This is a genomic window from Flavobacterium sp., assembly GCF_032153895.1.
Taxonomy (GTDB): domain Bacteria; phylum Bacteroidota; class Bacteroidia; order Flavobacteriales; family Flavobacteriaceae; genus Flavobacterium.
The window spans coordinates 1-24972 of sequence record NZ_JALDYN010000004.1 but is presented as its reverse complement, the minus strand read 5'-3'; the positions used below and the strand labels follow the sequence as shown (position 1 = coordinate 24972).

23 protein-coding genes and 2 tRNA genes are annotated in these 24972 nt (G+C 37.5%); 8 read left to right on the top strand and 17 right to left on the bottom strand.

What is annotated here, in order from left to right:
- Position 1 precedes the first annotated feature (1 nt).
- The 5 genes from typA to proS all read right to left on the bottom strand — a co-directional run bounded on the left by typA (position 2) and on the right by proS (position 4079).
- Positions 2 to 1801 carry a translational GTPase TypA gene (gene typA, locus RUH60_RS02865; RefSeq protein ID WP_313805129.1) on the bottom strand — a complete coding sequence of 600 codons (1800 nt, stop codon included), beginning with the start codon at positions 1799 to 1801 and terminating at the stop codon, positions 2 to 4.
- Positions 1802 to 1944: 143 nt separating this feature from the next.
- Positions 1945 to 2196, bottom strand: coding sequence for a 30S ribosomal protein S20 (gene rpsT / locus RUH60_RS02860; RefSeq protein WP_313805127.1), 252 nt, complete (start codon positions 2194 to 2196; stop codon positions 1945 to 1947).
- 158 nt (positions 2197 to 2354) lie between these two features.
- Positions 2355 to 2426: transfer RNA gene (locus RUH60_RS02855), tRNA-Glu, on the bottom strand.
- Between the two features lie 23 nt (positions 2427 to 2449).
- Positions 2450 to 2521 (bottom strand) — tRNA-Glu (locus RUH60_RS02850).
- 79 nt (positions 2522 to 2600) lie between these two features.
- On the bottom strand, positions 2601 to 4079 hold the full coding sequence (gene proS / locus RUH60_RS02845; protein WP_313805124.1) for a proline--tRNA ligase: 1479 nt from the start codon (positions 4077 to 4079) through the stop codon (positions 2601 to 2603).
- 101 nt (positions 4080 to 4180) lie between these two features.
- On the opposite strand from proS, the gene RUH60_RS02840 reads away from it, so the two are divergent.
- From RUH60_RS02840 to rimO, 3 genes are all read left to right on the top strand, one after another.
- On the top strand, positions 4181 to 5206 hold the full coding sequence (locus RUH60_RS02840; RefSeq protein ID WP_313805121.1) for a hypothetical protein: 1026 nt from the start codon (positions 4181 to 4183) through the stop codon (positions 5204 to 5206).
- Between the two features lie 68 nt (positions 5207 to 5274).
- Positions 5275 to 6837 carry an outer membrane protein transport protein gene (locus tag RUH60_RS02835; protein ID WP_313805118.1) on the top strand — a complete coding sequence of 521 codons (1563 nt, stop codon included), beginning with the start codon at positions 5275 to 5277 and terminating at the stop codon, positions 6835 to 6837.
- A 247-nt stretch (positions 6838 to 7084) separates the two neighbouring features.
- The gene (gene rimO, locus RUH60_RS02830; protein ID WP_313805115.1) at positions 7085 to 8389 is read left to right on the top strand and encodes a 30S ribosomal protein S12 methylthiotransferase RimO; all 1305 of its coding nucleotides are present in this window, start codon (positions 7085 to 7087) and stop codon (positions 8387 to 8389) included.
- Positions 8390 to 8440: 51 nt separating this feature from the next.
- Here rimO and RUH60_RS02825 read toward each other — a convergent pair whose 3' ends face one another.
- Genes RUH60_RS02825 through RUH60_RS02815 form a run of 3 tightly spaced genes read right to left on the bottom strand, consistent with a single transcriptional unit; the run spans position 8441 to position 11921 of the window.
- Positions 8441 to 9985 carry an acyl-CoA carboxylase subunit beta gene (locus tag RUH60_RS02825; RefSeq protein ID WP_313805112.1) on the bottom strand — a complete coding sequence of 515 codons (1545 nt, stop codon included), beginning with the start codon at positions 9983 to 9985 and terminating at the stop codon, positions 8441 to 8443.
- Positions 9986 to 9987: 2 nt separating this feature from the next.
- Positions 9988 to 11433, bottom strand: coding sequence for an acetyl-CoA carboxylase biotin carboxylase subunit (accC, locus tag RUH60_RS02820; RefSeq protein WP_313805109.1), 1446 nt, complete (start codon positions 11431 to 11433; stop codon positions 9988 to 9990).
- A 2-nt stretch (positions 11434 to 11435) separates the two neighbouring features.
- Positions 11436 to 11921, bottom strand: coding sequence for an acetyl-CoA carboxylase biotin carboxyl carrier protein subunit (locus tag RUH60_RS02815; protein ID WP_313805106.1), 486 nt, complete (start codon positions 11919 to 11921; stop codon positions 11436 to 11438).
- A gap of 129 nt (positions 11922 to 12050) precedes the next feature.
- Between RUH60_RS02815 and RUH60_RS02810 the strand changes: the two genes are divergently transcribed.
- Positions 12051 to 12584 carry a YfbU family protein gene (locus RUH60_RS02810; protein WP_313805103.1) on the top strand — a complete coding sequence of 178 codons (534 nt, stop codon included), beginning with the start codon at positions 12051 to 12053 and terminating at the stop codon, positions 12582 to 12584.
- A gap of 71 nt (positions 12585 to 12655) precedes the next feature.
- Here RUH60_RS02810 and RUH60_RS02805 read toward each other — a convergent pair whose 3' ends face one another.
- Both RUH60_RS02805 and RUH60_RS02800 read right to left on the bottom strand, forming a co-directional pair.
- Positions 12656 to 14755, bottom strand: coding sequence for a response regulator (locus tag RUH60_RS02805; protein WP_313805100.1), 2100 nt, complete (start codon positions 14753 to 14755; stop codon positions 12656 to 12658).
- A 105-nt stretch (positions 14756 to 14860) separates the two neighbouring features.
- Entirely contained in the window at positions 14861 to 17050 is a 2190-nt protein-coding gene (locus tag RUH60_RS02800; protein WP_313805097.1) for a B12-binding domain-containing radical SAM protein, read from the bottom strand.
- Between the two features lie 113 nt (positions 17051 to 17163).
- Between RUH60_RS02800 and bshC the strand changes: the two genes are divergently transcribed.
- From bshC to RUH60_RS02785, 3 genes are all read left to right on the top strand, one after another.
- Entirely contained in the window at positions 17164 to 18756 is a 1593-nt protein-coding gene (gene bshC, locus RUH60_RS02795; RefSeq protein WP_313805094.1) for a bacillithiol biosynthesis cysteine-adding enzyme BshC, read from the top strand.
- Between the two features lie 139 nt (positions 18757 to 18895).
- The gene (locus RUH60_RS02790; protein WP_313805091.1) at positions 18896 to 19735 is read left to right on the top strand and encodes an SUMF1/EgtB/PvdO family nonheme iron enzyme; all 840 of its coding nucleotides are present in this window, start codon (positions 18896 to 18898) and stop codon (positions 19733 to 19735) included.
- 68 nt (positions 19736 to 19803) lie between these two features.
- Positions 19804 to 20223: a nucleoside-diphosphate kinase gene (locus RUH60_RS02785; protein WP_313805089.1), complete on the top strand. Its 420-nt coding sequence runs from the start codon at positions 19804 to 19806 to the stop codon at positions 20221 to 20223.
- A gap of 67 nt (positions 20224 to 20290) precedes the next feature.
- Here the strand turns inward: RUH60_RS02785 and RUH60_RS02780 are convergent, their stop codons facing one another.
- From RUH60_RS02780 to RUH60_RS02770, 3 genes are all read right to left on the bottom strand, one after another.
- Positions 20291 to 20845 carry a PepSY-associated TM helix domain-containing protein gene (locus tag RUH60_RS02780; RefSeq protein WP_313805086.1) on the bottom strand — a complete coding sequence of 185 codons (555 nt, stop codon included), beginning with the start codon at positions 20843 to 20845 and terminating at the stop codon, positions 20291 to 20293.
- A gap of 154 nt (positions 20846 to 20999) precedes the next feature.
- A complete protein-coding gene (locus RUH60_RS02775; protein WP_313805083.1) occupies positions 21000 to 21296 on the bottom strand; it encodes a DUF721 domain-containing protein in 297 nt (98 codons plus the stop codon).
- Positions 21296 to 21715, bottom strand: a complete 420-nt coding sequence (locus RUH60_RS02770; protein ID WP_313805080.1) for a hypothetical protein — start codon at positions 21713 to 21715, stop codon at positions 21296 to 21298. Before RUH60_RS02770 ends, RUH60_RS02775 begins: the two co-directional genes overlap by 1 nt.
- Positions 21716 to 21823: 108 nt before the next feature.
- Between RUH60_RS02770 and RUH60_RS02765 the strand changes: the two genes are divergently transcribed.
- Positions 21824 to 22900 (top strand): serine hydrolase, encoded by a 1077-nt coding sequence (locus RUH60_RS02765; protein ID WP_313805077.1) that lies wholly within the window; start codon positions 21824 to 21826, stop codon positions 22898 to 22900.
- 30 nt (positions 22901 to 22930) lie between these two features.
- Here RUH60_RS02765 and ftsY read toward each other — a convergent pair whose 3' ends face one another.
- From ftsY to rpmB, 4 genes are all read right to left on the bottom strand, one after another.
- Positions 22931 to 23884, bottom strand: a complete 954-nt coding sequence (gene ftsY / locus RUH60_RS02760) for a signal recognition particle-docking protein FtsY (RefSeq protein ID WP_313805074.1) — start codon at positions 23882 to 23884, stop codon at positions 22931 to 22933.
- Between the two features lie 331 nt (positions 23885 to 24215).
- On the bottom strand, positions 24216 to 24368 hold the full coding sequence (locus RUH60_RS02755; RefSeq protein ID WP_023570098.1) for a DUF4295 domain-containing protein: 153 nt from the start codon (positions 24366 to 24368) through the stop codon (positions 24216 to 24218).
- 44 nt (positions 24369 to 24412) lie between these two features.
- Positions 24413 to 24595 carry a 50S ribosomal protein L33 gene (gene rpmG, locus RUH60_RS02750; protein WP_026981158.1) on the bottom strand — a complete coding sequence of 61 codons (183 nt, stop codon included), beginning with the start codon at positions 24593 to 24595 and terminating at the stop codon, positions 24413 to 24415.
- Between the two features lie 28 nt (positions 24596 to 24623).
- The gene (gene rpmB / locus RUH60_RS02745; RefSeq protein WP_026981159.1) at positions 24624 to 24860 is read right to left on the bottom strand and encodes a 50S ribosomal protein L28; all 237 of its coding nucleotides are present in this window, start codon (positions 24858 to 24860) and stop codon (positions 24624 to 24626) included.
- Positions 24861 to 24972: the final 112 nt, after the last annotated feature.

Genomic DNA, 24972 nt, shown 5'->3' with positions numbered 1-24972 from the left:
CTTAGTCTATTTTATAACGTTTTCTGTCGTTTTCATTCAAGTAGATTTTACGTAAACGCAACGATTTTGGTGTTACTTCAACATATTCATCTTTCTGAATGTATTCCAACGCTTCCTCTAAAGAGAATTTGATAGCCGGTACAATTCTCGTCTTATCATCAGCTCCAGCCGAACGGAAGTTAGTCAACTGTTTGGTTTTAGTAATGTTGATTACCATATCATCACCACGAGAGTTTTCACCTACAACCTGACCTTCGTACACATCTTCATTTGGATCTACGAAGAATTTACCTCTATCCTGTAATTTGTTGATTGAATAAGGAATCGCTTTTCCGTTTTCCATAGAAATTAACGAACCGTTGATACGACCTGCAATTTCTCCTTTGTATGGTTGGTATTCCAAGAAACGGTGCGCCATAATAGCCTCACCTGCCGTAGCAGTCAACAACTGATTTCTCAAACCAATAATTCCACGAGATGGAATGTTGAATTTGATAATCATACGCTCACCTCTTGGTTCCATGCTCAACATTTCACCTTTACGAACCGTTACGAATTCAACAGCTCTACCGGAAACATTTTCTGGTAAATCGATAGTTAATTCCTCGATTGGCTCACATTTCACACCATTGATTTCTTTGATGATTACCTGTGGCTGACCGATTTGCAATTCATATCCTTCACGACGCATGGTCTCAATTAAAACCGATAAGTGCAATACTCCACGTCCGAAAACCATGAATTTATCCGCAGAATCTGTTTCGTTAACTCGTAATGCTAAGTTTTTCTCTAACTCTTTGGTTAAACGATCTTTTACGTGACGAGACGTTACAAATTTACCTTCTTTACCAAAGAAAGGCGAATCGTTAATCGTGAACAACATACTCATTGTTGGCTCGTCAATAGCAATAGATGCTAATGCTTCCGGATTTTCGAAATCTGCAACCGTATCACCGATTTCAAAACCTTCCAATCCAACAATCGCACAAATATCTCCAGCTTTTACACTTTCTACTTTTTTACGACCTAAACCGTCAAAAGTGTGCAATTCTTTAATTTTAGATTTGATGATTTTCCCATCACGTTTTACCAACGAAATGTTCTGACCTTCGTTCAACTCTCCTCTTTGTAAACGACCGATAGCGATACGTCCTGTAAACGATGAGAAATCCAAAGAAGTAATCAACATTTGAGGTGTCCCTTCTGATACTTTTGGTGCTGGAATGTGCTCCAATACCATATCTAATAACGGCTCGATGTTGTCTGTTTGGTTTTTCCAATCTGTAGACATCCAGTTGTTTTTAGCGGAACCGTAAACTGTTGGGAAATCCAACTGCCACTCTTCTGCACCTAATTCGAACATTAAGTCGAAAACTTTCTCGTGAACTTCTTCCGGAGTACAGTTTTCTTTATCCACTTTATTTACAACTACGCAAGGCTTTAATCCTAAATCGATTGCTTTTTGCAACACGAAACGGGTTTGCGGCATTGGTCCTTCAAAAGCGTCAACTAACAATAAAACACCGTCAGCCATGTTCAAAACACGCTCTACTTCTCCACCGAAATCGGCGTGACCCGGAGTATCAATAATATTAATTTTAGTCCCTTTGTACGTTACGGAAACGTTCTTGGAAACAATAGTAATTCCACGTTCTCTCTCAAGATCGTTGTTGTCTAATATTAAATCACCAGTGTTCTCGTTGTCACGGAACAATTGGCAATGATACATGATTTTGTCAACCAATGTCGTTTTACCGTGGTCAACGTGGGCAATAATCGCGATGTTTCTAATTGAAGTCATATACAAATTTTGAAGGTGCAAAAGTACAACTATTTTTTAGATTAAAAAGACTAATTATGAAGTGGTTAGCAAATTTTAATCATTTTATAATATAAAAAAAGCTCCCAGTAACTGAGAGCTTCTTATTTTTCAGGAAACGACTACTATAAAGCAGCTACGTGTCTTGTTAATTTTGATTTCAAGTTTGATGCCTTATTAGCGTGAATGATGTTTTTCTTCGCTAATTTATCAATCATAGAGATAACTGTTGATAATTTTGCAGTTGCCTCAGACTTATCAGTAGCCATACGGATTGCTTTAATAGCATTACGCGTAGTTTTGTGTTGGTATCTGTTTAATACTCTTTTCTTTTCGTTGCTTCTGATTCTTTTTAAAGCTGACTTATGATTTGCCATTTTACTCTTTTTTTAATTGTAATAATTATTTTAAACTATTAGTTAAAAAAGAAAAACCTCCCACAATTACTAAAGCAATCACTTTGGTTTTAACTAATAAAACAAAAATTCGAGACACTGAACTTTTATTTCATAAAACTATTTCACAACTAATTTTGTAGCCCGTAGGGGAATCGAACCCCTCTTACCAGGATGAAAACCTGGCGTCCTAACCGATAGACGAACGGGCCATATTAGAGCGAAAGAAGATTTGTAGCCCGTAGGGGAATCGAACCCCTCTTACCAGGATGAAAACCTGGCGTCCTAACCGATAGACGAACGGGCCTTCTTTTCTCTAATTGCGGTTGCAAAAATACAACTATTTTTTATTCCCACAATACTCTGAGAAAAAAAATATATTTTTCTTAGTAAGCCTTAGCAAAAAGCACTCTTCCGGAAGAAGGTTTCCCTGTAAAAACACAGCTTCCCGCCTCTTCTTTTCGGTCTAATGCAATACAACGAATGGTCGCTTTTGTAAGCTCTTTTATCTTTTCTTCTGTTTCCGGAGTTCCGTCCCAATGTGCAGATACAAAACCTGTCTTATTCTCCAAAACATCTTTAAATTCTTCAAACGAATTTACTTCTGTGATGTGTGAGTTTCTGTAATCCAAGGCTTTATTAAACAAATCGTTCTGAATTTGCTCTAATAAACTTTGTAAATAACCCACAATTCCGTCTTTGGAAACTGTTTCTTTGGTTAATGTATCGCGACGAGCTACTTCATACGTTCCATTCTCCAAATCATTCGGACCGATAGCCAAACGAACCGGCACACCTTTTAATTCGTATTCCGCGAATTTGAAACCTGGTTTCTGAGTATCTCTATCATCATATTTAACCGAAACACCTACTTTACGCAATTCTTTCATCAACTCTTTTACCTGAGCTGAAATTGCTTCCAATTGCTCGTCAGTTCTGTGAATAGGAACAATCACCACTTGAATTGGCGCTAAATTTGGAGGCAACACTAAACCGTTATCATCAGAATGTGTCATCACCAATGCTCCCATCAAACGAGTTGAAACACCCCAAGAAGTCCCCCAAACATGTTCTTGTTTTCCTTCTTTGTTAGCAAATTTCACATCAAAAGCTTTGGCAAAATTTTGCCCTAAAAAGTGTGAAGTTCCTGCCTGAAGCGCTTTTCCGTCTTGCATTAAAGCTTCAATACAATAGGTTTCTTCAGCTCCAGCAAAACGCTCGGTTTCAGTTTTAACACCTTTTACAACCGGAATTGCCATGAAGTTTTCTACGAAATCCGCATACACATCCATCATTTGCACTGATTCCTCAATTGCTTCTGCTTTAGTTGCGTGAGCAGTATGTCCTTCCTGCCATAAAAATTCCGCAGTTCTTAAAAACAAACGCGTACGCATTTCCCAACGCACAACATTCGCCCATTGGTTAATTAATAGCGGTAAATCTCTATAGGATTGTACCCAACCTTTATAAGTAGACCAGATAATCGCCTCACTGGTTGGACGTACAATTAATTCTTCTTCTAACTTCGCATTCGGATCAACGATAAGTTTTCCTTTGTTTTCTTCATCATTTTTTAGACGATAATGGGTAACAATGGCACATTCTTTTGCAAATCCTTCTGCATTTTTCTCTTCAGCTTCGAACATGCTTTTGGGCACAAACAAGGGGAAATACGCATTGCTATGACCAGTTTCTTTAAACATTCTGTCTAATTCTTTCTGCATTTTTTCCCAGATTGCATATCCGTACGGCTTGATTACCATACAACCACGCACACCTGAATTCTCCGCTAAATCGGCTTTCACAACCAGTTCATTATACCATTTGGAATAATCTTCTGATCTTTTTGTCAAATTCTTGCTCATTTCTAAAAGTTTGGCACAAATATTGTTTAACTTATCTTTGATAAAATAGTTCGACAAAACTAACTATTTTTGTTATGTCCAACAATAAAAATACCAGTGATATGAAAACTAATTACCTATCCGGCCGAAATTTATCCATTTATACTCTATTTGGACTAGTAGGACTTTTAGTCTCATCGTGCGGTTCGTACCAGAATTCGTCGTATTATGATAATGATGGCGTGTACGGTTCTTCTGAAAGACCACGAAATGAGGTTGAAAACAAGTACAGCGAAGAAAATGTCGCTCAATCCAACAAATACAAAGAATATTTCGGATCGTACCGAAACGAATATCCTGATAACACTGAAACTTTTACGGATGTAGAAAATTATTCTTCTCAGAATAACGATTCTACTTATACTGTTAACAACAGACAGAATTATGCTGGATGGGGAGACAACACCGATAATGTAACCATCAATGTGTACAGTAACGATTACTGGGGCGGATGGAACTCTGGCTGGGGTTGGAACAACTGGTATTCTCCGGGCTGGAACTGGGGATGGGGTTGGAACTCCTACTACGGTAGCTATTGGAATGTTGGCTGGGGATGGAACTCACCTTATTGGGGTTGGGGATGGAATTCTCCTTACTATGGATACTATGGTCCGGGTTGGGGATGGCATAACCATTATCACGGATACTATAACAACTATGCCTACAATAACGGAACCAGAGGTCGTTATGCATCAGGTTATACTGTAGGCGGAAGAAACAATTACAACTCAGGAAGAAACGGATCTGCGGTAACACCTCGAACTGGACAACCAAGAAACACATTCTCAAATACAAATACACCGAGAAGCAATTCAAACAGCACTTTAAACCAAGGAAGTACACCAAGACCTAGAGGAACATTCTCTAATCCGAGAAACGAAAACGGTACATCAACACCTCGCCCGTCAAGAAATTACAGCGAGCCTAGAACTACAACTCCTAGAACATATAGCGAACCAAGAAGCTCTTCACCTAGAAGCTACAGCGCTCCAAGTTCAGGAAGCTACTCTAGCCCAAGAAGTTCAGGTTCATCAGGCGGTAGTTTTGGCGGAGGCGGTCGCTCTGGTGGCGGTGGCGGAAGACGATAAAACATAATTTTCCCAAGTCGCAATTACTTCGCTTGGGATTTTTATTGCTCATTTGAAATAAACACATCATGAAAAAACAACTACTTTCAACGATATTTATGGCAATCGGACTTGCTTCTTTTGCCCAACAAACCACGCCTGCAGATGCTTTGCGTCTTGCAATTACCGATTTGAACGGAACAGCACGTTTTCGAGGAATGAGCGGTGCTTTCGGTGCGGTTGGTGGTGATTTATCAGCCATCAACATAAATCCGGCGGGATCTGCAATTTTTAGCCACAATTCCGGAACTGGGACAGTTGGTCTTTTCAACACAAAGAACAACTCCAATTATTTCGGTACGTCTTCTTCAGATTCAGAAAGCATCTTCGACATCAATCAATTAGGAGCCGTTTTTGTTTTCAACGACAACAGTCAGAAAACCGATTGGAAAAAAATTGCCGTAGCCATCAACTACGAAATGAATAATAATTTTGACAATAGCTTCTATTCCAGAGGAACCAATCCGGACACATCAATTGGAAATTATTTCTTAGGGTTTGCCAATGGAGCAAATAGTGGCAATGCCATTCCGGTAGAGCTAGTAGAAACACAACCTGGAGAAACCATCTCAGAGCTATACTCCTATCTTGCTACTTTACCTAACGGAAGTTATCCTAATATTAACGGTTTCAATGCGCAACAAGCAATGTTAGGTTATCAGGCTTTTTTGTACGATTACGACAATGTTAATAATATTTACACTTCCAATATTCCTCCCGGAACTTTCTATCAGGAAAACAACGTAATGACAACGGGTTACAACGGAAAAATCACTGCAAATGTCGCTACACAGTATAATGACAAATTGTATTTAGGAATTAACTTAAATGCTCATTTTACAGATTTCAGAAAGAGTTCATCGGTTTACGAAAGAAACACCAATAATCCTGCATTAGGAGTTCAGGAAATACAGTTTGACAACGAATTATATACGTATGGCGGTGGATTTTCATTTAACCTGGGTTTAATCGCTAATCTTACGAAAGAATTCAGAGCTGGTTTAGCTTATGAATCTCCAACTTGGTACCGTTTGAATGACGAATTATCACAAAGACTAATAGCTGTTAGTACAGATGGAACGGATGTTTATACAGACGCTGCAGATCCAGGCGTAATCAATATATACGAACCTTATAAAATTCAGACTCCAGGGAAATTTACTGGAAGTTTAGCTTATATTTTCGGTAAAAATGGTTTAATCAGTTTTGATTATGCGGTTAAAGATTACAGTAATACACAGTTTAGACCAAAAAGAGAACAAGCCTTCAGAGATTTAAACTCTTTAATGTCTGACCAGCTTACAACAGCAAGCGAATACCGAATTGGAGCTGAATACCGTATTAAACAAGCTAGTTTACGCGCTGGATATCGTTATGAAGAAAGCCCATACAAAAACGGAAGAACTATTGGTGATTTAACCGGATATACCGCTGGCTTAGGATATAACTTTAAAGGTTCTCGCTTGGATTTGGCGTATTCGTTCTCAAAACGTGATTCGGAAATGCAGTTTGTTTCTTCCGGTATGACGGATGCTGCTAAAATCAGTTCTAAGAACAACAATATTTTAGTTTCCTATACTATTGATTTTTAAAAATCTGGTTTTCAAATACTAAATCAACCGTTCAGCAATGAGCGGTTTTTTTATTCCCGAACCTCGCTCCCAGCCCCGACAGTAGTGGCATCCTTTTCTAAACGGACGTTGAGGCTCTCGAAATGTCCATTTTGAAAAGATATAACGGATGGCGGGACCGAACCCTTAAAAAAATCCCAAACGATGGTGCTCCTAATTATAAAAACCGTAATTTTGCACACTTTCTTAAAATAAGTTTCGTAAACATATGAGAACCAAGTCGTTAAAGAAGAATAAAATTAATGTGATTACGTTAGGCTGTTCCAAAAACACCTACGACAGTGAAGTATTGATGGGACAACTGAAAGCCAATGGCAAAGAGGTTGTACACGAGCAGGAAGGAAATATCGTGGTGATTAACACTTGTGGTTTTATTGACAACGCTAAAGAAGAATCGGTGAATACGATTTTGGAATATGCCGATAAAAAAGAACAGGGAATCGTAGACAAAGTTTTCGTAACTGGTTGTTTGAGCGAGCGTTACCGTCCGGACTTAGAGAAAGAAATTCCGAATGTTGACCAATATTTCGGAACTACGGAACTACCTTTGTTGTTAAAAGCATTAGGTGCCGATTACAAACACGAGTTAATCGGAGAACGTTTGACGACTACACCGAAAAACTACGCTTATTTAAAAATTTCGGAAGGTTGTGACCGGCCTTGTAGTTTCTGTGCAATTCCTTTGATGAGAGGAAAACACGTTTCGACTCCAATTGAACATTTGGTAATTGAAGCGGAGAAATTAGCGAAAAATGGCGTTAAAGAATTGATTCTTATCGCTCAGGATTTAACATATTACGGTTTAGATTTATACAAGAAAAGAAACTTAGCCGAGCTTTTAGAAGCTTTGGTAAAAGTGGAAGGCATCGAGTGGATTCGTTTGCATTACGCCTTCCCAACAGGTTTCCCGATGGAAGTTTTGGACTTGATGAAGCGCGAGCCGAAAATTTGTAACTATTTAGACATTCCATTACAGCATATTGCTGATAACGTATTGAAATCGATGCGTCGTGGAACCACTTACGAGAAAACTACGAAGTTGTTGAAAGAATTCCGTGCGGCGGTTCCAGAAATGGCGATTCGTACGACTTTGATTGTAGGTTATCCGGGCGAAACCGAAGAAGATTTCCAAATTCTGAAAAACTGGGTAGAAGAAATGCGTTTTGAGCGTTTGGGATGTTTTACCTATTCTCACGAAGAAAACACGCATGCTTACAGTTTGGTGGATGATGTTCCGGATGAAGTGAAGAAAGCACGTGCTGCTGAAATCATGGACATTCAGGCGCAGATTTCTTGGGATTTGAATCAGGAGAAAATCGGTCAGACTTTTAAATGTATCATTGATAGAAAAGAAGGGCAATATTTCATCGGAAGAACTGAATTTGACAGCCCAGATGTAGACAATGAAGTACTGATTGATGCGGCGAAATTCTACTTAAAAACAGGCGATTTTGTAAATGTTACGATTACGGATGCTACGGAATTTGATCTTTACGGAGAACCAGTTCAATAACATTCAAAAAACTATTATAAAAAGACCGCCTAAAAAGGCGGTTTTTTAATTTTATAAAGGAATATTTCCGTGTTTACGTTTTGGCGTGTCCACGACTTTATTCTCTAACATTTTGAAGGCTTTGATTAACTTTCTGCGCGTGTCTTGTGGGAAAATCACCTCATCAATGAATCCTCGTTGTGCTGCTCTATACGGATTTGCAAATTTTTCAGCGTATTCGGTTTCCTTTTCCAACAATTTAGCTGCTGGATCAGAGGCTTCTGCAATTTCTTTTTTGAAGATGATTTCCGATGCACCTTTCGCTCCCATAACCGCGATTTCCGCTCCCGGCCATGCAAAGTTCATGTCTGCTCCGATGTGTTTCGAGTTCATTACGTCGTAAGCACCACCGTAAGCTTTTCGTGTAATTACAGTCACTTTCGGAACGGTTGCTTCGGATAAAGCGTACAATAATTTTGCTCCGTGAACGATAATTCCGTTCCACTCTTGGTCAGTTCCCGGTAAGAAACCTGGTACATCAACTAAAACTAGCAAAGGAATGTTGAACGCATCACAAAAACGGGTAAAACGTGCCGCTTTAATCGAACTGTTTACGTCTAAACATCCGGCAAGAAACATTGGGTTGTTTGCTACTACTCCAACGCTTTTTCCTCCGATTCGGGCAAAACCTACAATGATGTTTTCCGCCCAGTTTTTATGGATTTCGAAGAAACTTTCCTCATCGATAATGGCATTAACCACATCGTGCATATCGTAAGGTTTGTTCGGATTATCCGGAACAATCGAATTCAATTGGTCGCGAAGTTCAGAACCTAATTCGTATGGTAAATCTTCTACAACTTCTGTATTGTTTTGCGGAAGATAGCTCAACAAACGTTTTACATCTTCCAAACATTCTACATCATTGGCAGAAGTAGTATGAGCAACTCCCGATTTAGATGAATGTGTTGAAGCGCCTCCTAATTCTTCCGAAGTTACTTCTTCATTGGTAACTGTTTTTGCAACGTTTGGCCCGGTTACGAACATATACGAAGTATTTTCCACCATCATGGTAAAATCGGTCATCGCCGGAGAATAAACTGCTCCACCGGCACAAGGCCCCATAATTGCAGAAATTTGTGGAATCACTCCAGAAGCCTGAACATTTCTGAAGAAAATATCCGCATAACCTCCCAACGAACGAACACCTTCCTGAATACGAGCTCCACCAGAATCATTTAACCCAATCATTGGCGCACCCACTTTCAAAGCCATGTCCATCACTTTGCAGATTTTCTCCGCGTGTGTTTCGGACAATGCACCACCAAAAACGGTAAAATCCTGAGCAAAGGCATACACTAAACGACCGTTAACTGTTCCGTAACCTGTGATTACACCATCGCCTAGATAATGTTCTTTGTCCATACCAAAATCTTTCGTACGGTGGGTTACAAAAGCGCCGATTTCTTCAAACGAACCTTCGTCAAAGAAGTACTCGATGCGCTCACGAGCCGTTAATTTCTTTTTGGCGTGCTGGGTTGCAATTCTTTTTTCACCGCCTCCTAATTTGGATTCGGCTATTTTCTTATTTAATATGTCGAATTTATTGGTTTCCATGATTATAACTGTGTTGGTAAGCGTAAGATTTTCTGATCTTCTAAATATTGTTTCAAAGCTACATAAGCTGCTACTTCAGCTTCTTTGTCCATTTGCGCTTTCAAAACTTCGCTGTCGTAATATTTTTTCACGAAATGGGTATCAAAATTACCGCTTCTAAACGCTTCGTGTTCCATTACGAAAGTTCCGAATGGTAACGTCGTATGAACGCCTTCAATCTTATACGCCTGAATCGCTTCAATCATTTTTTGGATGGATTCTTCGCGGGTTTTTCCGTAAGTGATTAGTTTTGACAACATCGGATCGTAATAAATCGGCACTTCCATTCCTTCTTCGAAACCGTCGTCCACACGAATACCTTCTCCCTGTGGCACTTGATAAACATCCAAAGTTCCCACATTCGGAAGGAAATCGTTTAGCGGATCTTCACAGTACACACGCAATTCCATCGCATGACCGTTGATTTTTAAATCTTCCTGTTTGATGCTTAACGCTTCGCCACGAGCCACACGAATTTGCATTTCCACCAAATCCATACCGGTAATCATTTCGGTTACAGGATGTTCTACCTGCAAACGCGTATTCATCTCAAGGAAATAGAAGTTTTTGTTTTCATCCAAAAGGAATTCTACCGTTCCGGCTCCTAAATAATCACACGATTGTGCCACTTTCACAGCAGCTTCTCCCATGGCTTTACGAATTTCCGGAGTTAGAACTGCTGAAGGCGCTTCTTCAACCACCTTCTGGTGACGACGCTGGATTGAACATTCTCTTTCAAACAAGTACAAAATATTTCCGTGGCTGTCAGCCATCACCTGAATTTCGATGTGACGCGGCGAACCCACATATTTTTCAATAAAAACCGAACCGTCTCCGAAAGCAGAAACCGCCTCACTGATGGCACGATTCATTTGCGATTCAAATTCGGCTTCGTTTTCTACAACGCGCATTCCTTTTCCACCACCACCGGCAGAAGCTTTAATCAAAATAGGAAAACCGATTTGCTTGGCTACTTGTTTCGCTTCTTCAATATCGGTAATGGCTTTATCTACACCGGGAACCATTGGAATATCATAAGCTTTAACAGCATCTTTCGCTGCTAATTTGCTTCCCATGATGTGAATCGCTTTGGATTTTGGTCCGATGAAGGTGATGTTATTCTTTTCTGCTAATTCTGCGAAATCGGCATTTTCACTTAAGAAACCGTAACCCGGGTGGATTCCGTCTACATTAAGTGATTTAGCGACTTCGATGATTTTATCGCCTAATAAATAAGACTGATTTGATGGTGCTTCCCCGATACAAACGGCTTCATCGGCAAATTTAACGTGAGGTGCATTTCTGTCGGCAACCGAATAAACCGCTACCGTTTTGATTCCCATTTTACGAGCCGTTTTCATGACACGTAGGGCAATTTCCCCACGGTTGGCTACTAATATTTTCTTCATGATTATTCGAATTCGATTAACAATTGACCTTTATCTACAGCTTGATCTTTCGAAACAGCAATAGCTTTGATAACTCCGTCTCTTGGCGAAAGAAAACTGTTTTCCATTTTCATCGCTCCCAAGATTAGGATTGGGTCGTTTTCTTTTACTTCCTGACCAACTTCCACGTTAATTTCCAGAATAAGTCCCGGCATTGGTGCTTTGATGGAATTTACTTGTTTGGTGGCTCCAACAGCAAATCCCATTTCTTTGATCAATTGGTCTAACGGATTGGCGATATCAACCACATAATCAGTGTTATTGATTCGAACTGTGTATTTTTTGGCGTTGAAATCTGCATCAATGATTTCAGCATTGTACGGGACACTTTCTTTCAGCACATGGTACTTCGAATTTCCCAGTGACAAAGCGTCAAAAGAAGCCGCATCTGCTTCTGACACATCAACAGTAACATTCTTATTTACCGTAATTTTATAGTTTGCACTCATTTGGTTAGTTTTTCTCGGTCGTAAATTTAAGTAATTAATCGGAAACTTTATTTTAACATTTGTTGAGGATTTTCCGCAACAGTCTTTTTTTTGTTGTCAATAATATTGCTCTATCAAATTAGAAAGGCTATGATACCAGAAAGTTTATCCATTATTGAACGTCAGATCTTGACCAATCAGTACCGCATTCTTTCCAAACTGGAAAGCGACAATCCGGAGTATGAAACTAAAATCGAAATTTTAGAAAGTGGTTTTACGGAGCAGTATTATGAAGTATTTGATGTAAGTACAGAAGAAGTACCATTAGAAGTTTGCGAAGAAACAACGCAAATTCTCAACATGTACCGTCGTATAAACAACTGCATTAAAAAACTTTCGGAAAGCGAAAAAAACACATTAAATCTTAGCGCAATTGCCTTTGAAGGTTTTGGAGCTAACGGATATCTGCACAATCAATACATGACTTTCATGATTGAAAAAATGAATTTATGGCGTGAATACCGCTTTTTTGATTTAGAAAACAAGAGCAAAAACGCCTTATCAAAATACCGAAAAATGCTTGAATATCAAGAGTTTTTACTGGAAAACGACCAATACGACATTACAAACGACGATTTAAAAAAGTTAGTTATTATGCTTGAAAAAGAAACTTTACTTGCGTAAAGGAATACACGCCACATAGATTTAGTAGTAATTTGAATTTGGGGAAAATCCGGCTAAGCCGGATTTTGTTTTTAAGCAAAGTACTTATTCACCATACTTACAACTGCTTCTTTACTCAGTGGTTTTGAAATATAATCTGTAAAACCTATGTCCTTTATTTTCTGAATTTCTTCCGGAAAAGAATATGAAGTGTGTGCAATTATCGGTATTCCTGAATTGAACTTTCTAATCGCTTCAAAAGCCTCATATCCGTCCATATTCGGCATTTTAATATCCATAAAAATTAAGTCAATTTCACTGTTTTCTTTGAAAAACTGAACAGCTTCCACACCATCTTTTGCTCTTAAAACATTAAAACCTATCATTTTAAGAATTCGTTCAATCAGAATAAAATTGATGTTATCGTCTTCGGCAACCAAAATCAGTTTTTCATTGCCTAAATCAGTTGTAATTTGGATTGATTTTGCTTCTTTCTCAACTACAATTTTGTCTGAATCATATTCCAAAGGAACAGTAAACGTAAATGCGGTACCAACTCCAACCTGCGACTGGAAGCTAATATCTCCACCTAACATTTCCAGATATGCTTTGGAAATTGCTAATCCCAAACCTAACCCTTCGTTAGCGGAAATTCCTTTGAAATTCAATTTACTGAAACGCTGAAAAATCTTTTTCTGAAATTTTTCTTCAATCCCAATCCCAGAATCTTTTACCTGAAATTCAATTTTTTTAGCCTTCTCATTGACCATAAATTCCAAAAGGATGTAACCTTCGTCTGTGAACTTAAACGCATTATCAATAAGATTCGTTAGAATTTCTCTCAACTTCGTACTGTCAGTAATCACATTGGCTTTAATAGGCTGCTCCGGACCAACATATTTAAAAGTGACTTTTGGTTTCTGAATAATTTTGTACGAATCGTATACTTCCTGAACTAACTGATTTAAATTAACTGAAGATAAATTCGGCTTAATAAGTTGGGAATCAATCTTAGACATTTCCACTAAGTCATCAATAATCGCAATGAGGCTTTTGCCGCTTTGCTGAATTATCCGAATATAATCCTGCTGTTCTTTCTCACTTAGCTTCGTATTGGACAGTAAATCCGAAAAACCAATGATTGCATTCATCGGCGTCCGAATCTCGTGCGACAAATTCATCAAAAACGCCGATTTCAGTTTATCGCTTTCTTCGGCTTTATTTTTGGCGATTGCGAGTTCTTCGGTTTTCTTTTTATTTTCTTCAAATAATTTACCGATATAACGAAACTCTCCTTTAATATTTTTCAAAGAATTAATCGCGCTTTCGTCTTGATTGACTAAGATTTTTTTGATAAAACTTATCGGTAATCGGGACCATTTGTTCGCGTAATAGAAGTAAATCAGACACGACAATATCAATGCTAACGCGGTTATCAGTAAAATTCTTTTGGTAATGGAAAAATCAATATCATACGCCCTTTTGAAATACAAAGTCGACACTTCCTCACCCTTATAATCGAGCAACGGAACAGTGGTAAATACCGTTTTTTCAGCTGTTTCTTTTCCGGTGTAAAATTTAATTTTGGAGCTACAGATTTCTTCAATATTGTTGAAATAATCCGAATCTAAAAGACGAGCCATAAAAAAGTATCCGGAAGGCTTCGCTTTATTTTTAAAGGGATCGTCAGACGGATGAATCGTTGCGGCATAAACATCAACAATTCCTTCCGGTGTTTTCAGAAAAAAACGATCGAAACGTTTCTCATATAATTTTGAAAAAACTTCTTTAGGAATAAACTCTTTCGTTTGAATTTTGTTTGAGGAAACCTTAGTAATAAACTCTCCATCAACCGAATAGGCACACAAGTATTCCACTTTATACGCATCTAAAATATTAGCTACCGAAGTGTTGAACCATTTTAAATTTTTTGTCTTGGTAAAATCGACAAATTCATCCCAATAAGTTACATCCGTGATTACAGAAGCGTAAGATTCTGAATTAAGTTTTAACAACGAATTGATTTCATTCGTATACAGTTCCTTACTCGATTTGAAGATTTGTTTTTCCTGATATCTTGTATAGAAATACAGCGATAACACTAACAAGAGCAGTCCTATTGTTACCGAAGAAAGCAAGGCAATAACCTTCGAAAAGGTAGAAACTTTTTTCTTAAAAAATAATTGCTTCAAAGTAGTTGTTTTTCAGATAGCAAATTGATTTTTAATCTTTTACTAAATTTAACAACTTATCTCTAACCACAATACATTTTTAAGCAAATAATTTTAATTTTTAGATTAAAGCACTAAAAGTCCGTTCTTTCTGAGTTTTTCGATGCTTTTAGAATACCAGAAAAGTTCAAAATCTTCCAATCCGAAAGTTTCATAATCAGCTTTGACTTGATTGTAACTTAAACATTTCTCAGAAGACGATTCTATTTTCTGCAAAATGGAAAACAACCACTTTCCTTTATCGGCTTCCAAATTAATTTCAAAAGCATCTAATTTGGTATGAAAAGAAAGTCGCATCATTTCCCAGGAATTCCCTTTTTTTGATTTCGTATAGACTTCTGAAAAAGGTACTCCTCCCAACCAGACTATTTTCGCATTAGCCTTAGTTTCCAGATGATTTTCGTCTTGAAGACAATTGTAAATGAAGTCTGAATTCACCTTAGTATTCGGAATCTTGAAATCGAACCAATCCTGCAACGGGTAATCAAAACAAATGCCGTGCATGTAATTGAAAAGCGATTTTTTCAACCCGAAACTGAATTTTTCATGATTGATTCCGGTTTTGTCCTTAAACTGAATGTCGTTGTTAGCAAACGTAATTTCATTTAACTGCGGAATCACACCAAATTCTTCCGGATGCAGACCAACCGGACTGTGCGCTGTCATGGCAAACTGATGCCAAAATCCCGATTGCAAAATTCCTAATTCAAACATCTGACGCACCATTTCTAAACTATCAACCGTTTCCTGAATAGTTTGTGTCGGATAACCGTACATTAAATAGGCGTGCACCATAATTCCCGCTTCGGTGAAATTTCGGGTTACTTTGGCTACTTGTTCTACAGTTACACCTTTTTTAATGAGCTCTAGCAATCGGTCGGATGCAACTTCCAAACCTCCGGAAACCGCAATACAACCGGAAGCTTTCAGTAAAACACATAAATCAGCCGTGAAACTTTTTTCAAAACGGATGTTCGTCCACCAAGTAACAGTCAAGTTTCTTCGCAGAATTTCCAAAGCCACTTCTCGCATCAAAGCCGGCGGTGCAGCTTCATCTACAAAATGGAATCCGTTGTGACCGGTTTGCGCAATAAGTTCTTCCATCCTATCCACCAAAGTTTTGGCATGAATAGGTTCGTAAACTTTGATATAATCGAGGGAAATATCACAAAACGTACACTTTCCCCAATAACAGCCGTGCGCCATCGTCAGTTTGTTCCAACGACCATCGCTCCATAAACTGTGCATCGGGTTGGCAATTTCTATAACCGAAATGTAATTTTCTAAAAGCAAATCGGTGTAATCCGGTGTTCCGACTTCGCTTTGTTTGTAATCGTGACGCAGCGTATTGTTTCTGTAAATTACTGCTTCATTTTCAAGAAGAAAGGTTCTTTTATATTCGTGATGTTCCGGATTATTTACATGCGAATTCAACAATTCAACCGGTAATTCGCCATCGTCTAAAGTGATAAAATCGAAAAACTCAAAAACACGTTTATCTTTTAAGTCGCGTAATTCCGTATTGGGAAAACCGCCACCCATCGACACTTTAATTTGAGGATAATTCGCTTTAACAAACTGAGTACATCGAAATGCACTGTACAAATTCCCTGGAAACGGTACGGAAAAACAAACTAATCTCGGATTGATTTCTTTCAGCCTTTCTTCTAAAAGTTCAAGAGTGATTTTGTCTATATAAGTTGGCTCCGATTGCAGATAATCGTATAATTCATCAAAAGAATTCGCACTTCTTCCCAATCGCTCCGCATAACGGCTGAAACCGAAATTTTCATCAATGTTTTCGACAATAAAATCGGATAAATCCTCTAAATACAACGTAGCCAAATGCTTTGCTTTGTCCTGCAATCCCATGGAACCAAACGCCCAATCCATGTCTTCCAATTGTGCAAAACGGGACGCTTCGGGCAGAAAACCGTCCAGACAAATCTGTCGTGCCAAGGTTGGATTTTTACTTTGCAGAAAAGCGATAACCGAATCAATGGTTTTTATGTAGTCGTTCTGAAGTGCATAAATGCGTTGTGAGTTCTCTGAAAAGTCACTTTTATAACTTTCAGATTCTCTGAAAATTTTCATTAAACCTTCTTTTGAAAACAATTCTAAAATCACTTCGATGCCCAAATCCATCTGAAACGAGCTGATGTTTTTCGTATTCAGAAAGCCTTTTAAATAGGCTGTTGCCGGATACGGAGTATTCAGTTGGGTGAAGGGTGGTGTGATTAAGAAGATGTTTTTCAAAGCCTTGCAATTTGACTACAAAAGTAACGCGAAAAATCAAAATCCTAAGCCTTTGTTAAACCGATTTTCCCTACCTTTATTTTTGCTACTTTAGCAGAAAGAAAAGAATCGTTATGCCATCAGACTGTATCAGTTATCAAAATTCGGGATATTTTTCAAAATTAATTGTGGATTATTTGAATCAAAGTCCTGAAGTACAGTCGTTTTACCATCGGTTTCCTTCCATCGAAAATTTCAAGGATCAGATTGCGGAGAAAAACGTCAATTTTCCTTCAGAACATAGAAAAACGCTGGTCGCATCTTTAAAAAATCAGTATCAGAATTTCGATATGTCTGATTCTACCCTAAGTCACATCGAACTTTTAAACGAAGCAAATACGTTTACAATAACGACCGGACATCAACTGAATTTATTTACCGGACCGTTGTACTTTTTATACAAAATCATCAACACCATTAATCTGGCGAAAGAACTAAAAAAATCTTATCCAGATTTTAATTTTGTACCAGTTTATTGGATGGCTACGGAAGATCATGACTTTGAGGAAATCAATCATTTTCAGTTCAAAGACAAAAAAATTGTTTGGAATCGCGAAAGTAATGGTCCGATTGGACGATATTCCACTGAAGGATTAGAAGCTGTTTTCAACGCTTTTTCAATAGAACTTGGCCCTGGACAAAATGCTGATTTCCTAAAGAATCTTTTCAAAAAAGCGTATTTAGAACATCAAAACCTGGCTGATGCAACTCGTTTTATCGCTAATGAATTGTTCAAAAATGAAGGTTTGATTATTATTGATGGTGATGATTCAGATTTGAAAAAACTTTTCATTCCTTATATAAAACAGGAGTTGCTTGAGCAAAAATCGTTTAAAACCGTTTCTGAAACCGTTACTAATTTTGGTGATTATGCTGTTCAGGTAAATCCTCGTGAAATCAATTTGTTTTACATTGAAAATACTTTGCGGGAACGAATTGTTTATGAAAACGGAAAATTTCTGGTAAACAACACTACGCTTCAATTTTCGGAAGCAGAACTTTTACAGGAAGTTGATAATCATCCGGAGAAATTCAGCCCGAATGTCATTTTACGACCTTTGTACCAGGAAGTAATTTTACCAAATTTATGTTACATCGGCGGCGGCGGCGAAATTGCTTATTGGCTGGAGTTGAAATCCAACTTTGAAGCATATGAGATTACTTTCCCTATGGTATTGGTTCGAAATTCTGTGTTATTGGTTTCCGAAAAACAAGCGGCTAAAATTGATAAATTAGGTTTAAGTTGGGCTGATTTATTTTCAAAACAATCCAATCTTATTTCCAAAAAGACTAAAGAGCTATCCGAATTCAACCTAGATTTCACGGAACAAAAAAAGTTTTTAACCAATCAATTCAACAAACTTCGCGACATTGCTTCCAAAACCGACGCTTCCTTTTCAGGAGCAGTAAAAGCACAGGAAGCCAAACAACTCAAAGGATTGGAAAATCTTGAAAAAAGACTCTTAAAAGCGGAGAAGAAAAAACATCAGGAGCAGCTCAAACGAATTATTGAAATTCAGGAGCAACTCTTTCCAAATCAATCACTTCAGGAACGAAAAGCTAACTTTTCAGAATTTTTTCTTACGGAAGGAGAGAGTTTATTTACAACTTTATATGGAAGCTTAAATCCTTTATCATCAGATTTTAGCATAATTCCCCTACAATAATATATAATCAAATATAAATTATTGCATTTTGTCGATTTTTTTAAGCGTTTCGTCTAACATTTTTTGTTTTAAATTAGGTTGGTAACTTTAAATTGTTATTTTCGCAACATAAAATTAATAAAACGTTAAAATTATCTCCATGAAGAAAAATTACGTAATGCTTAGTTTGAGTGCTTTGGCACTTTTTTTATGCTCTTTCTCATTCTATCAGGCTGCAAACACCAAACCTAAAATGGTTATGGTAGAAGGTGGAACAGTAAAAATGACCCCAAAAGAAAATGCAGTTGATGCTAAAACCAAAAAGAAAATTGTTTATGATGTAACCGTTTCTTCATTCGAAATGGCGCAATATGAAGTTACCGTTGCGGATTGGAAATCATACACCTCTGCAAACAAAATCAACATGCCAGCTAGACCAGTTTGGGGTTGGAAAGATGAATTCCCGATTACAAATATCACTTGGGTACAAGCAATTGACTATTGTAACTGGTTAAGTAAAGTAAATAACTTAAAACCGGCTTACACTAAAAAAGGAGACAAATACATTTGTGATTTCACGGCTGACGGATACCGTTTACCAACCGATGCTGAGTGGGAATTTGCCGCAAAAGGTGGAAATGCTTCAAAAGGATATTCTTATTCTGGCGGAAACGACTTAGACCTAATTGCTTGGTATGCAACAAATAGTGAAAAAGCACCTAAAGAAATCGGAACCAAATTAGCTAACGAGCTTGGTCTTTATGACATGAGCGGAAACGTTTGGGAATGGTGTTGGGACTACTACAGCCCTATTTATCACAAAGTAGAAAAAAGAAACAATCCATCTGGACCGGACCGTGGTGAAAAACGTTGCGTTCGTGGAGGATCTTGGGACAGCAGTAAATTGGATTATTTAAATCCAGCAAAAAACCAATTGAACTGGAATCCTAAAACGACTAATGAATTTTTCGGATTCAGATTGGTTAGAACTGTAAAATAATTTTCTGTTAAGTAACTTGTTTTTCAATAAGAAAGCCTTAATTTTGCGCGAAATTTAAACTAAGGAAAATGGCAACTAACAGAACATTTACAATGATTAAGCCTGATGCGGTTGAAAAAGGGAACATCGGGGGAATTTTAAATATGATTACTGAAGCTGGTTTCAGAATTGTTTCAATGAAATTGACGCAATTAACTGTAGCGGATGCTCAAAAATTTTACGCTGTGCACAGTGAAAGACCTTTCTTCGGAGAATTAGTAGAATTCATGACAAGAGGTCCAATCGTTGCTGCTATTTTAGAAAAAAACAATGCTGTTGAGGATTTCAGAACTTTAATCGGTGCTACAAACCCGGCTGAAGCAGCTGAGGGAACTATCCGTAAAAGATATGCAACTTCTATCGGAGAAAATGCAGTTCACGGTTCTGACAGTGATGAAAATGCAGCTATCGAAGGTGCATTCCACTTTGCAGGAAGAGAGCAGTTCTAATCCGAACATCATAATAAATAAAAAAAACCGATTCACGTGAATCGGTTTTTTTTATACAATCAATTGACTAAGCCAAAAACAACAAGAAAATTAACGGGAAAATAATTCCTGCTAATGCTAATTTCCAGCCTCTTCGTTTAAACGTATTCTTTCCGGCTGTAATCATCATGGCTCCAGTTACAGCAATTGTGATAAGCGACAATCCAAAAACATCGGAATAATATATCCACCAATTCGAAGTGTTTTTATGCAATTTCATCGTCTGGCTGATAATTGGTGTTTTTAAAAAGGAAACTATTTCACCTTTACCGCTTTCTAAGTCAATTTCAACATCGGTATTTTCATATGAAATTCGCAAAGCTCCTTTTTTGATACTGTGACGACGGAATTTGTCTTCCACGCCCAACTCTTTCCCTAGATTTTCGGCAAATTTTTCACTAATTGCATCTTCCGATGGCAATTGAACAGTAATCTCTTTTGTTTGTGTGGTATATTTTTCAGGATGCCAACTATCTCTATGGTTCATAAGAATCCCTGAAAAGGCAAACGAAATGATTAATCCCAAATAAAAATATCCAAATTCGCGGTGAATGGCTCTGATGTTTTTGTTTCTTTTTTTCATCTGATTTATAAAATTAAAATAGCTCAAAAAAAAATCCTTCTGTTTAATTAAAAACAAAAGGAAGTATTTTTTTAACTTCAAATTTGAACTGCAAAACTAAATAAGCCTTTTTAGAAAACCAATTTATTTAGAATAAATAAAAATTATTTAACATTTATCGTAAAACCAGCTCTTTGATGATATCTTTTCGCAATTCGTCGTTTAGCATTTGAATGATTTTTTCTTTACCATAAGCCAATTCTTCCCTCAAAACAGCCGACGATAGCGCTACATAAAGCGTTGTCCCTTTTAACAAAATCTCGGTTGTATAATTACTGACTCCTGGCCCCATCAAATTCTTCCACGCTTCTGCTACATGGATTTTATCCATTCCGGATTGCAATTTATTATCATCAATAAACTGTCCTAAAACTTGTTTGATGGATTGTTCATCGCTAAAACGCTTTGCCATTATTTTACAGAAAATTTTTGAGGGCGTTTGTAATAATATTCGATATCCTGTTCGTTTTTAACCACCATTTTGTCGTCTGAAAGCGCTACAAGTTCTTCTTTCCATTTCGCATATGGTGTTTTATAAGAAAGAAAGGTTGTACCGTTGTCTGAAGTAATTTCAACTGTTTCGCTTAAATCATTCATCAGGTATTTACCGTCTAACTGCGGCATGACTTTTTTTCGGAAACCTTTTTTATCCTTAATCTGAAAAAAATCTACTGTTGGATTTATAGTGTAATCTTTATGACTTCCGTCCGGCAATTCGGCTTTTTCAATTTCCCAATAACCGTTGAGTTTTGTCAATTCTTGCTCATTGATTTCTTTTTTACAGCCTACGCTCAAAATTGCCAGTAAAAGAACAAGTGCGATTCTTTTCATAATTACTTCCTAGATTAGTCTCACAAATGTACTCTGAAAATCCATTCTTAAAAAATAATTGCCGTTAAACTATTTTGTAGTTTTAAAGTCAAAGTAGAAAATCACATCATGAAAAAGCTATTCCCAGCCCTTGTACTTTTTATCGGAATTTGTTGTGGTTGCAGTTCCGAATCAGATGCCATTACAACACCGCAGCCCAATCCTGAAGCCATGTACTTTCCACCCTTAACCGGATCGACATGGGAAACAAAATCCATAAATTCACTAGGATGGGATGGAACAGCTGTCACTCCTCTATTGTCCTATTTGGAAGAAAAACACACCAAAGGCTTTATTATTTTGGTCAATGGGAGAATTGTTTTGGAAGAATATTTTAACGGCCATACCGCTTCATCCAATTGGTATTGGGCCAGTGCCGGAAAAACACTTACCGCAACAACCACAGGAATTGCACAGCAGGAAGGCTATTTAAACATCAACAATCCCGTTTCTGATTATTTAGGTGATGGATGGACAAGTGCCACAATCGCCAAAGAAAATCTTATTACAAGTAAACATCTTTTAACGATGACATCTGGCTTAGATGATAGTCTAGGTGACGATGTTTCCCCAACAAACCTTCAATATGTAGCTGATGCCGGAACGAGATGGGCGTATCACAACGCTTATGTAAAATTGCAGGATGTGGTTGCCGAAGCTACCAATCAGACATGGAACAATTACTTCAACACCAAATTAAGAGATAAAATCGGAATGAATGGCGCTTGGATTCCAAATGGTGATCTGAGTGTGTATTGGAGTAACACCAGAAGTATGGCTCGTTTTGGCTTATTAGCACTAAACAACGGCAACTGGAACGGAACACAAATTATCAATTCCAGCTATCATACGGAAGCGACAACAACTTCACAAAACATCAATTTGGCTTATGGCTATTTGTGGTGGTTGAACGGAAAAACATCCTATCATATGCCGCAAACCCAAATTCAGTTTTCAGGAAGTTTAATTCCGTCTGCTCCAAATGATATGTATTGTGCATTAGGGAAAAACGATCAGAAGATTTATGTCGTTCCTAGTAAAAAAATGGTAATCATTCGCATGGGTGATGCTGCCGATGGAAGCAATTTTGCTTTATCCGATTTCGACGACATACTTTGGCAAAAAATAAAAGCGCTATACGAATAGCGCTTTTGTAATATTGAAAAGATATTTTTATTATTTAAAAAAGGAATCCACAAACTCGTATTTATTGAATACTTGTAAATCTTCGATGCCTTCTCCAACACCGATATATTTCACCGGAATCTGGAATTGATCTGAAATCCCTATTACTACTCCTCCTTTTGCGGTTCCGTCTAATTTGGTTACGGCTAAACAGGAAACTTCTGTCGCAGCCGTAAATTGCTTGGCTTGTTCGAAGGCATTTTGTCCAGTTGAACCATCTAACACTAATAAAACATCATGTGGTGCATCTTCAACTACTTTTTGCATCACACGTTTCACTTTGGTAAGCTCATTCATTAAACCTACTTTATTGTGCAAACGACCGGCTGTGTCAATAATAACCACGTCGGCGTTTTGTGCCACGGCAGATTGCAAAGTATCAAAAGCAACGGAAGCCGGATCACTTCCCATTTGCTGACGTACGATTGGCACGCCTACTCGATCCGCCCAAATCTGTAATTGGTCGATAGCGGCGGCGCGGAACGTATCAGCTGCTCCAAGCACGACATTTTTGCCAGCTTTTTTGAACTGATAGGCTAATTTCCCGATAGTTGTGGTTTTTCCAACACCATTAACACCAACTACCATGATAACGTATGGTTTTTTGTTGGCCGGGATTTCAAACTCAGTGGCTTCTCCGGAATTGGTTTCAGATAATAATCCAGCAATTTCTTCGCGAAGGATTTTATTCAATTCATCCGTTCCTAAGTATTTGTCTTCGGAAACACGCTTTTCGATGCGCTCAATGATTTTCAAAGTGGTGTTCACCCCAACATCGGAAGAAACCAAAACTTCTTCCAGATTATCGAGAACATCATCATCAACTTTGGACTTTCCGGCAACAGCCTTGGTCAATTTTGACAAAAACGATGAACTTGATTTCTCAAGACCTTTATCTAACGTTTCCTTCTTTTCGGAAGAAAATAATTTTTTAAAAAAGCTCATTCTTTAAAGTATGACTTAGTATTTACAAGTTTAAAAGAAGCCTATAGTTTTCTCTAGCCCTGATGGAAGCGGCATCCTTTTTAGGTGGCTGAGGCTCTCGAAGCCTCCTAAAAAGATATAGCGGACAGCAGGAATTACATCTAAAAAAAGCCCAAACGACTGGCTTCTAAACAATCAACAAACCGAAATAAATTTTTATTTCAGTTCAAAAATATAAATTTTTTATGAGGTTCTTTTCTTCCTTAGGCTAAATAATGCTAAAGAAAAAAATATAAAAATAAAAAAGCTACTTCCTAACGAAAGTAGCTTTCCTATATCTTGTATAACGGAATTATTTCTTGCTTAAGAATGCATCCACTTCTTCAGGAGACATAACTGACTCAACGAAAGTATAAGCACCAGTTTTAGGTGATTTTACCATCTTGATAGCTTTAGTTAATCTTTTTGAAGCTGTCTGTAACGTTGCTACGGTTTTCTTTGCCATTTTTCAAAAGTATTTGAAATTTTTATTAAAATAAAAACCTCTAATTATTTAATTTCTTTATGAACAGTTACTCTCTTCAAAATTGGATTAAATTTTTTAATCTCTAATCTGTCTGGAGTATTCTTTTTATTTTTCGTAGTAATGTAACGAGAAGTTCCTGGAACACCAGAAGCTTTGTGCTCAGTACATTCTAAAATAACCTGGATTCTATTACCTTTCTTTGCCATCTCTGATATATATTAAATAGGTGTCGAATTATTTTACTAATCCGTTAGCTTTAGCTTCTTTCAAAACTGCAGCAATACCGTTTTTGTTAATAGTTTTCAATGCAGATGTAGAAATTCTTAAAGTTACCCATCTGTCTTCTTCAGGAATGTAGAAACGTTTCTTTACTAAGTTAACACTAAATTTTCTTTTAGTTTTGTTCATAGCGTGAGAAACATTGTTTCCAACCATTGCTCTCTTACCTGTAAGTTCACAAACTCTTGACATTATACTTATCTTTATATTCGTTATTCAAAATCAGGGTGCAAAGTAACAAAAAAGAAACCTAATACACAAACTATTCTGATTAGTTTTTTAAAATTTCTTTGTAAATTTTTTC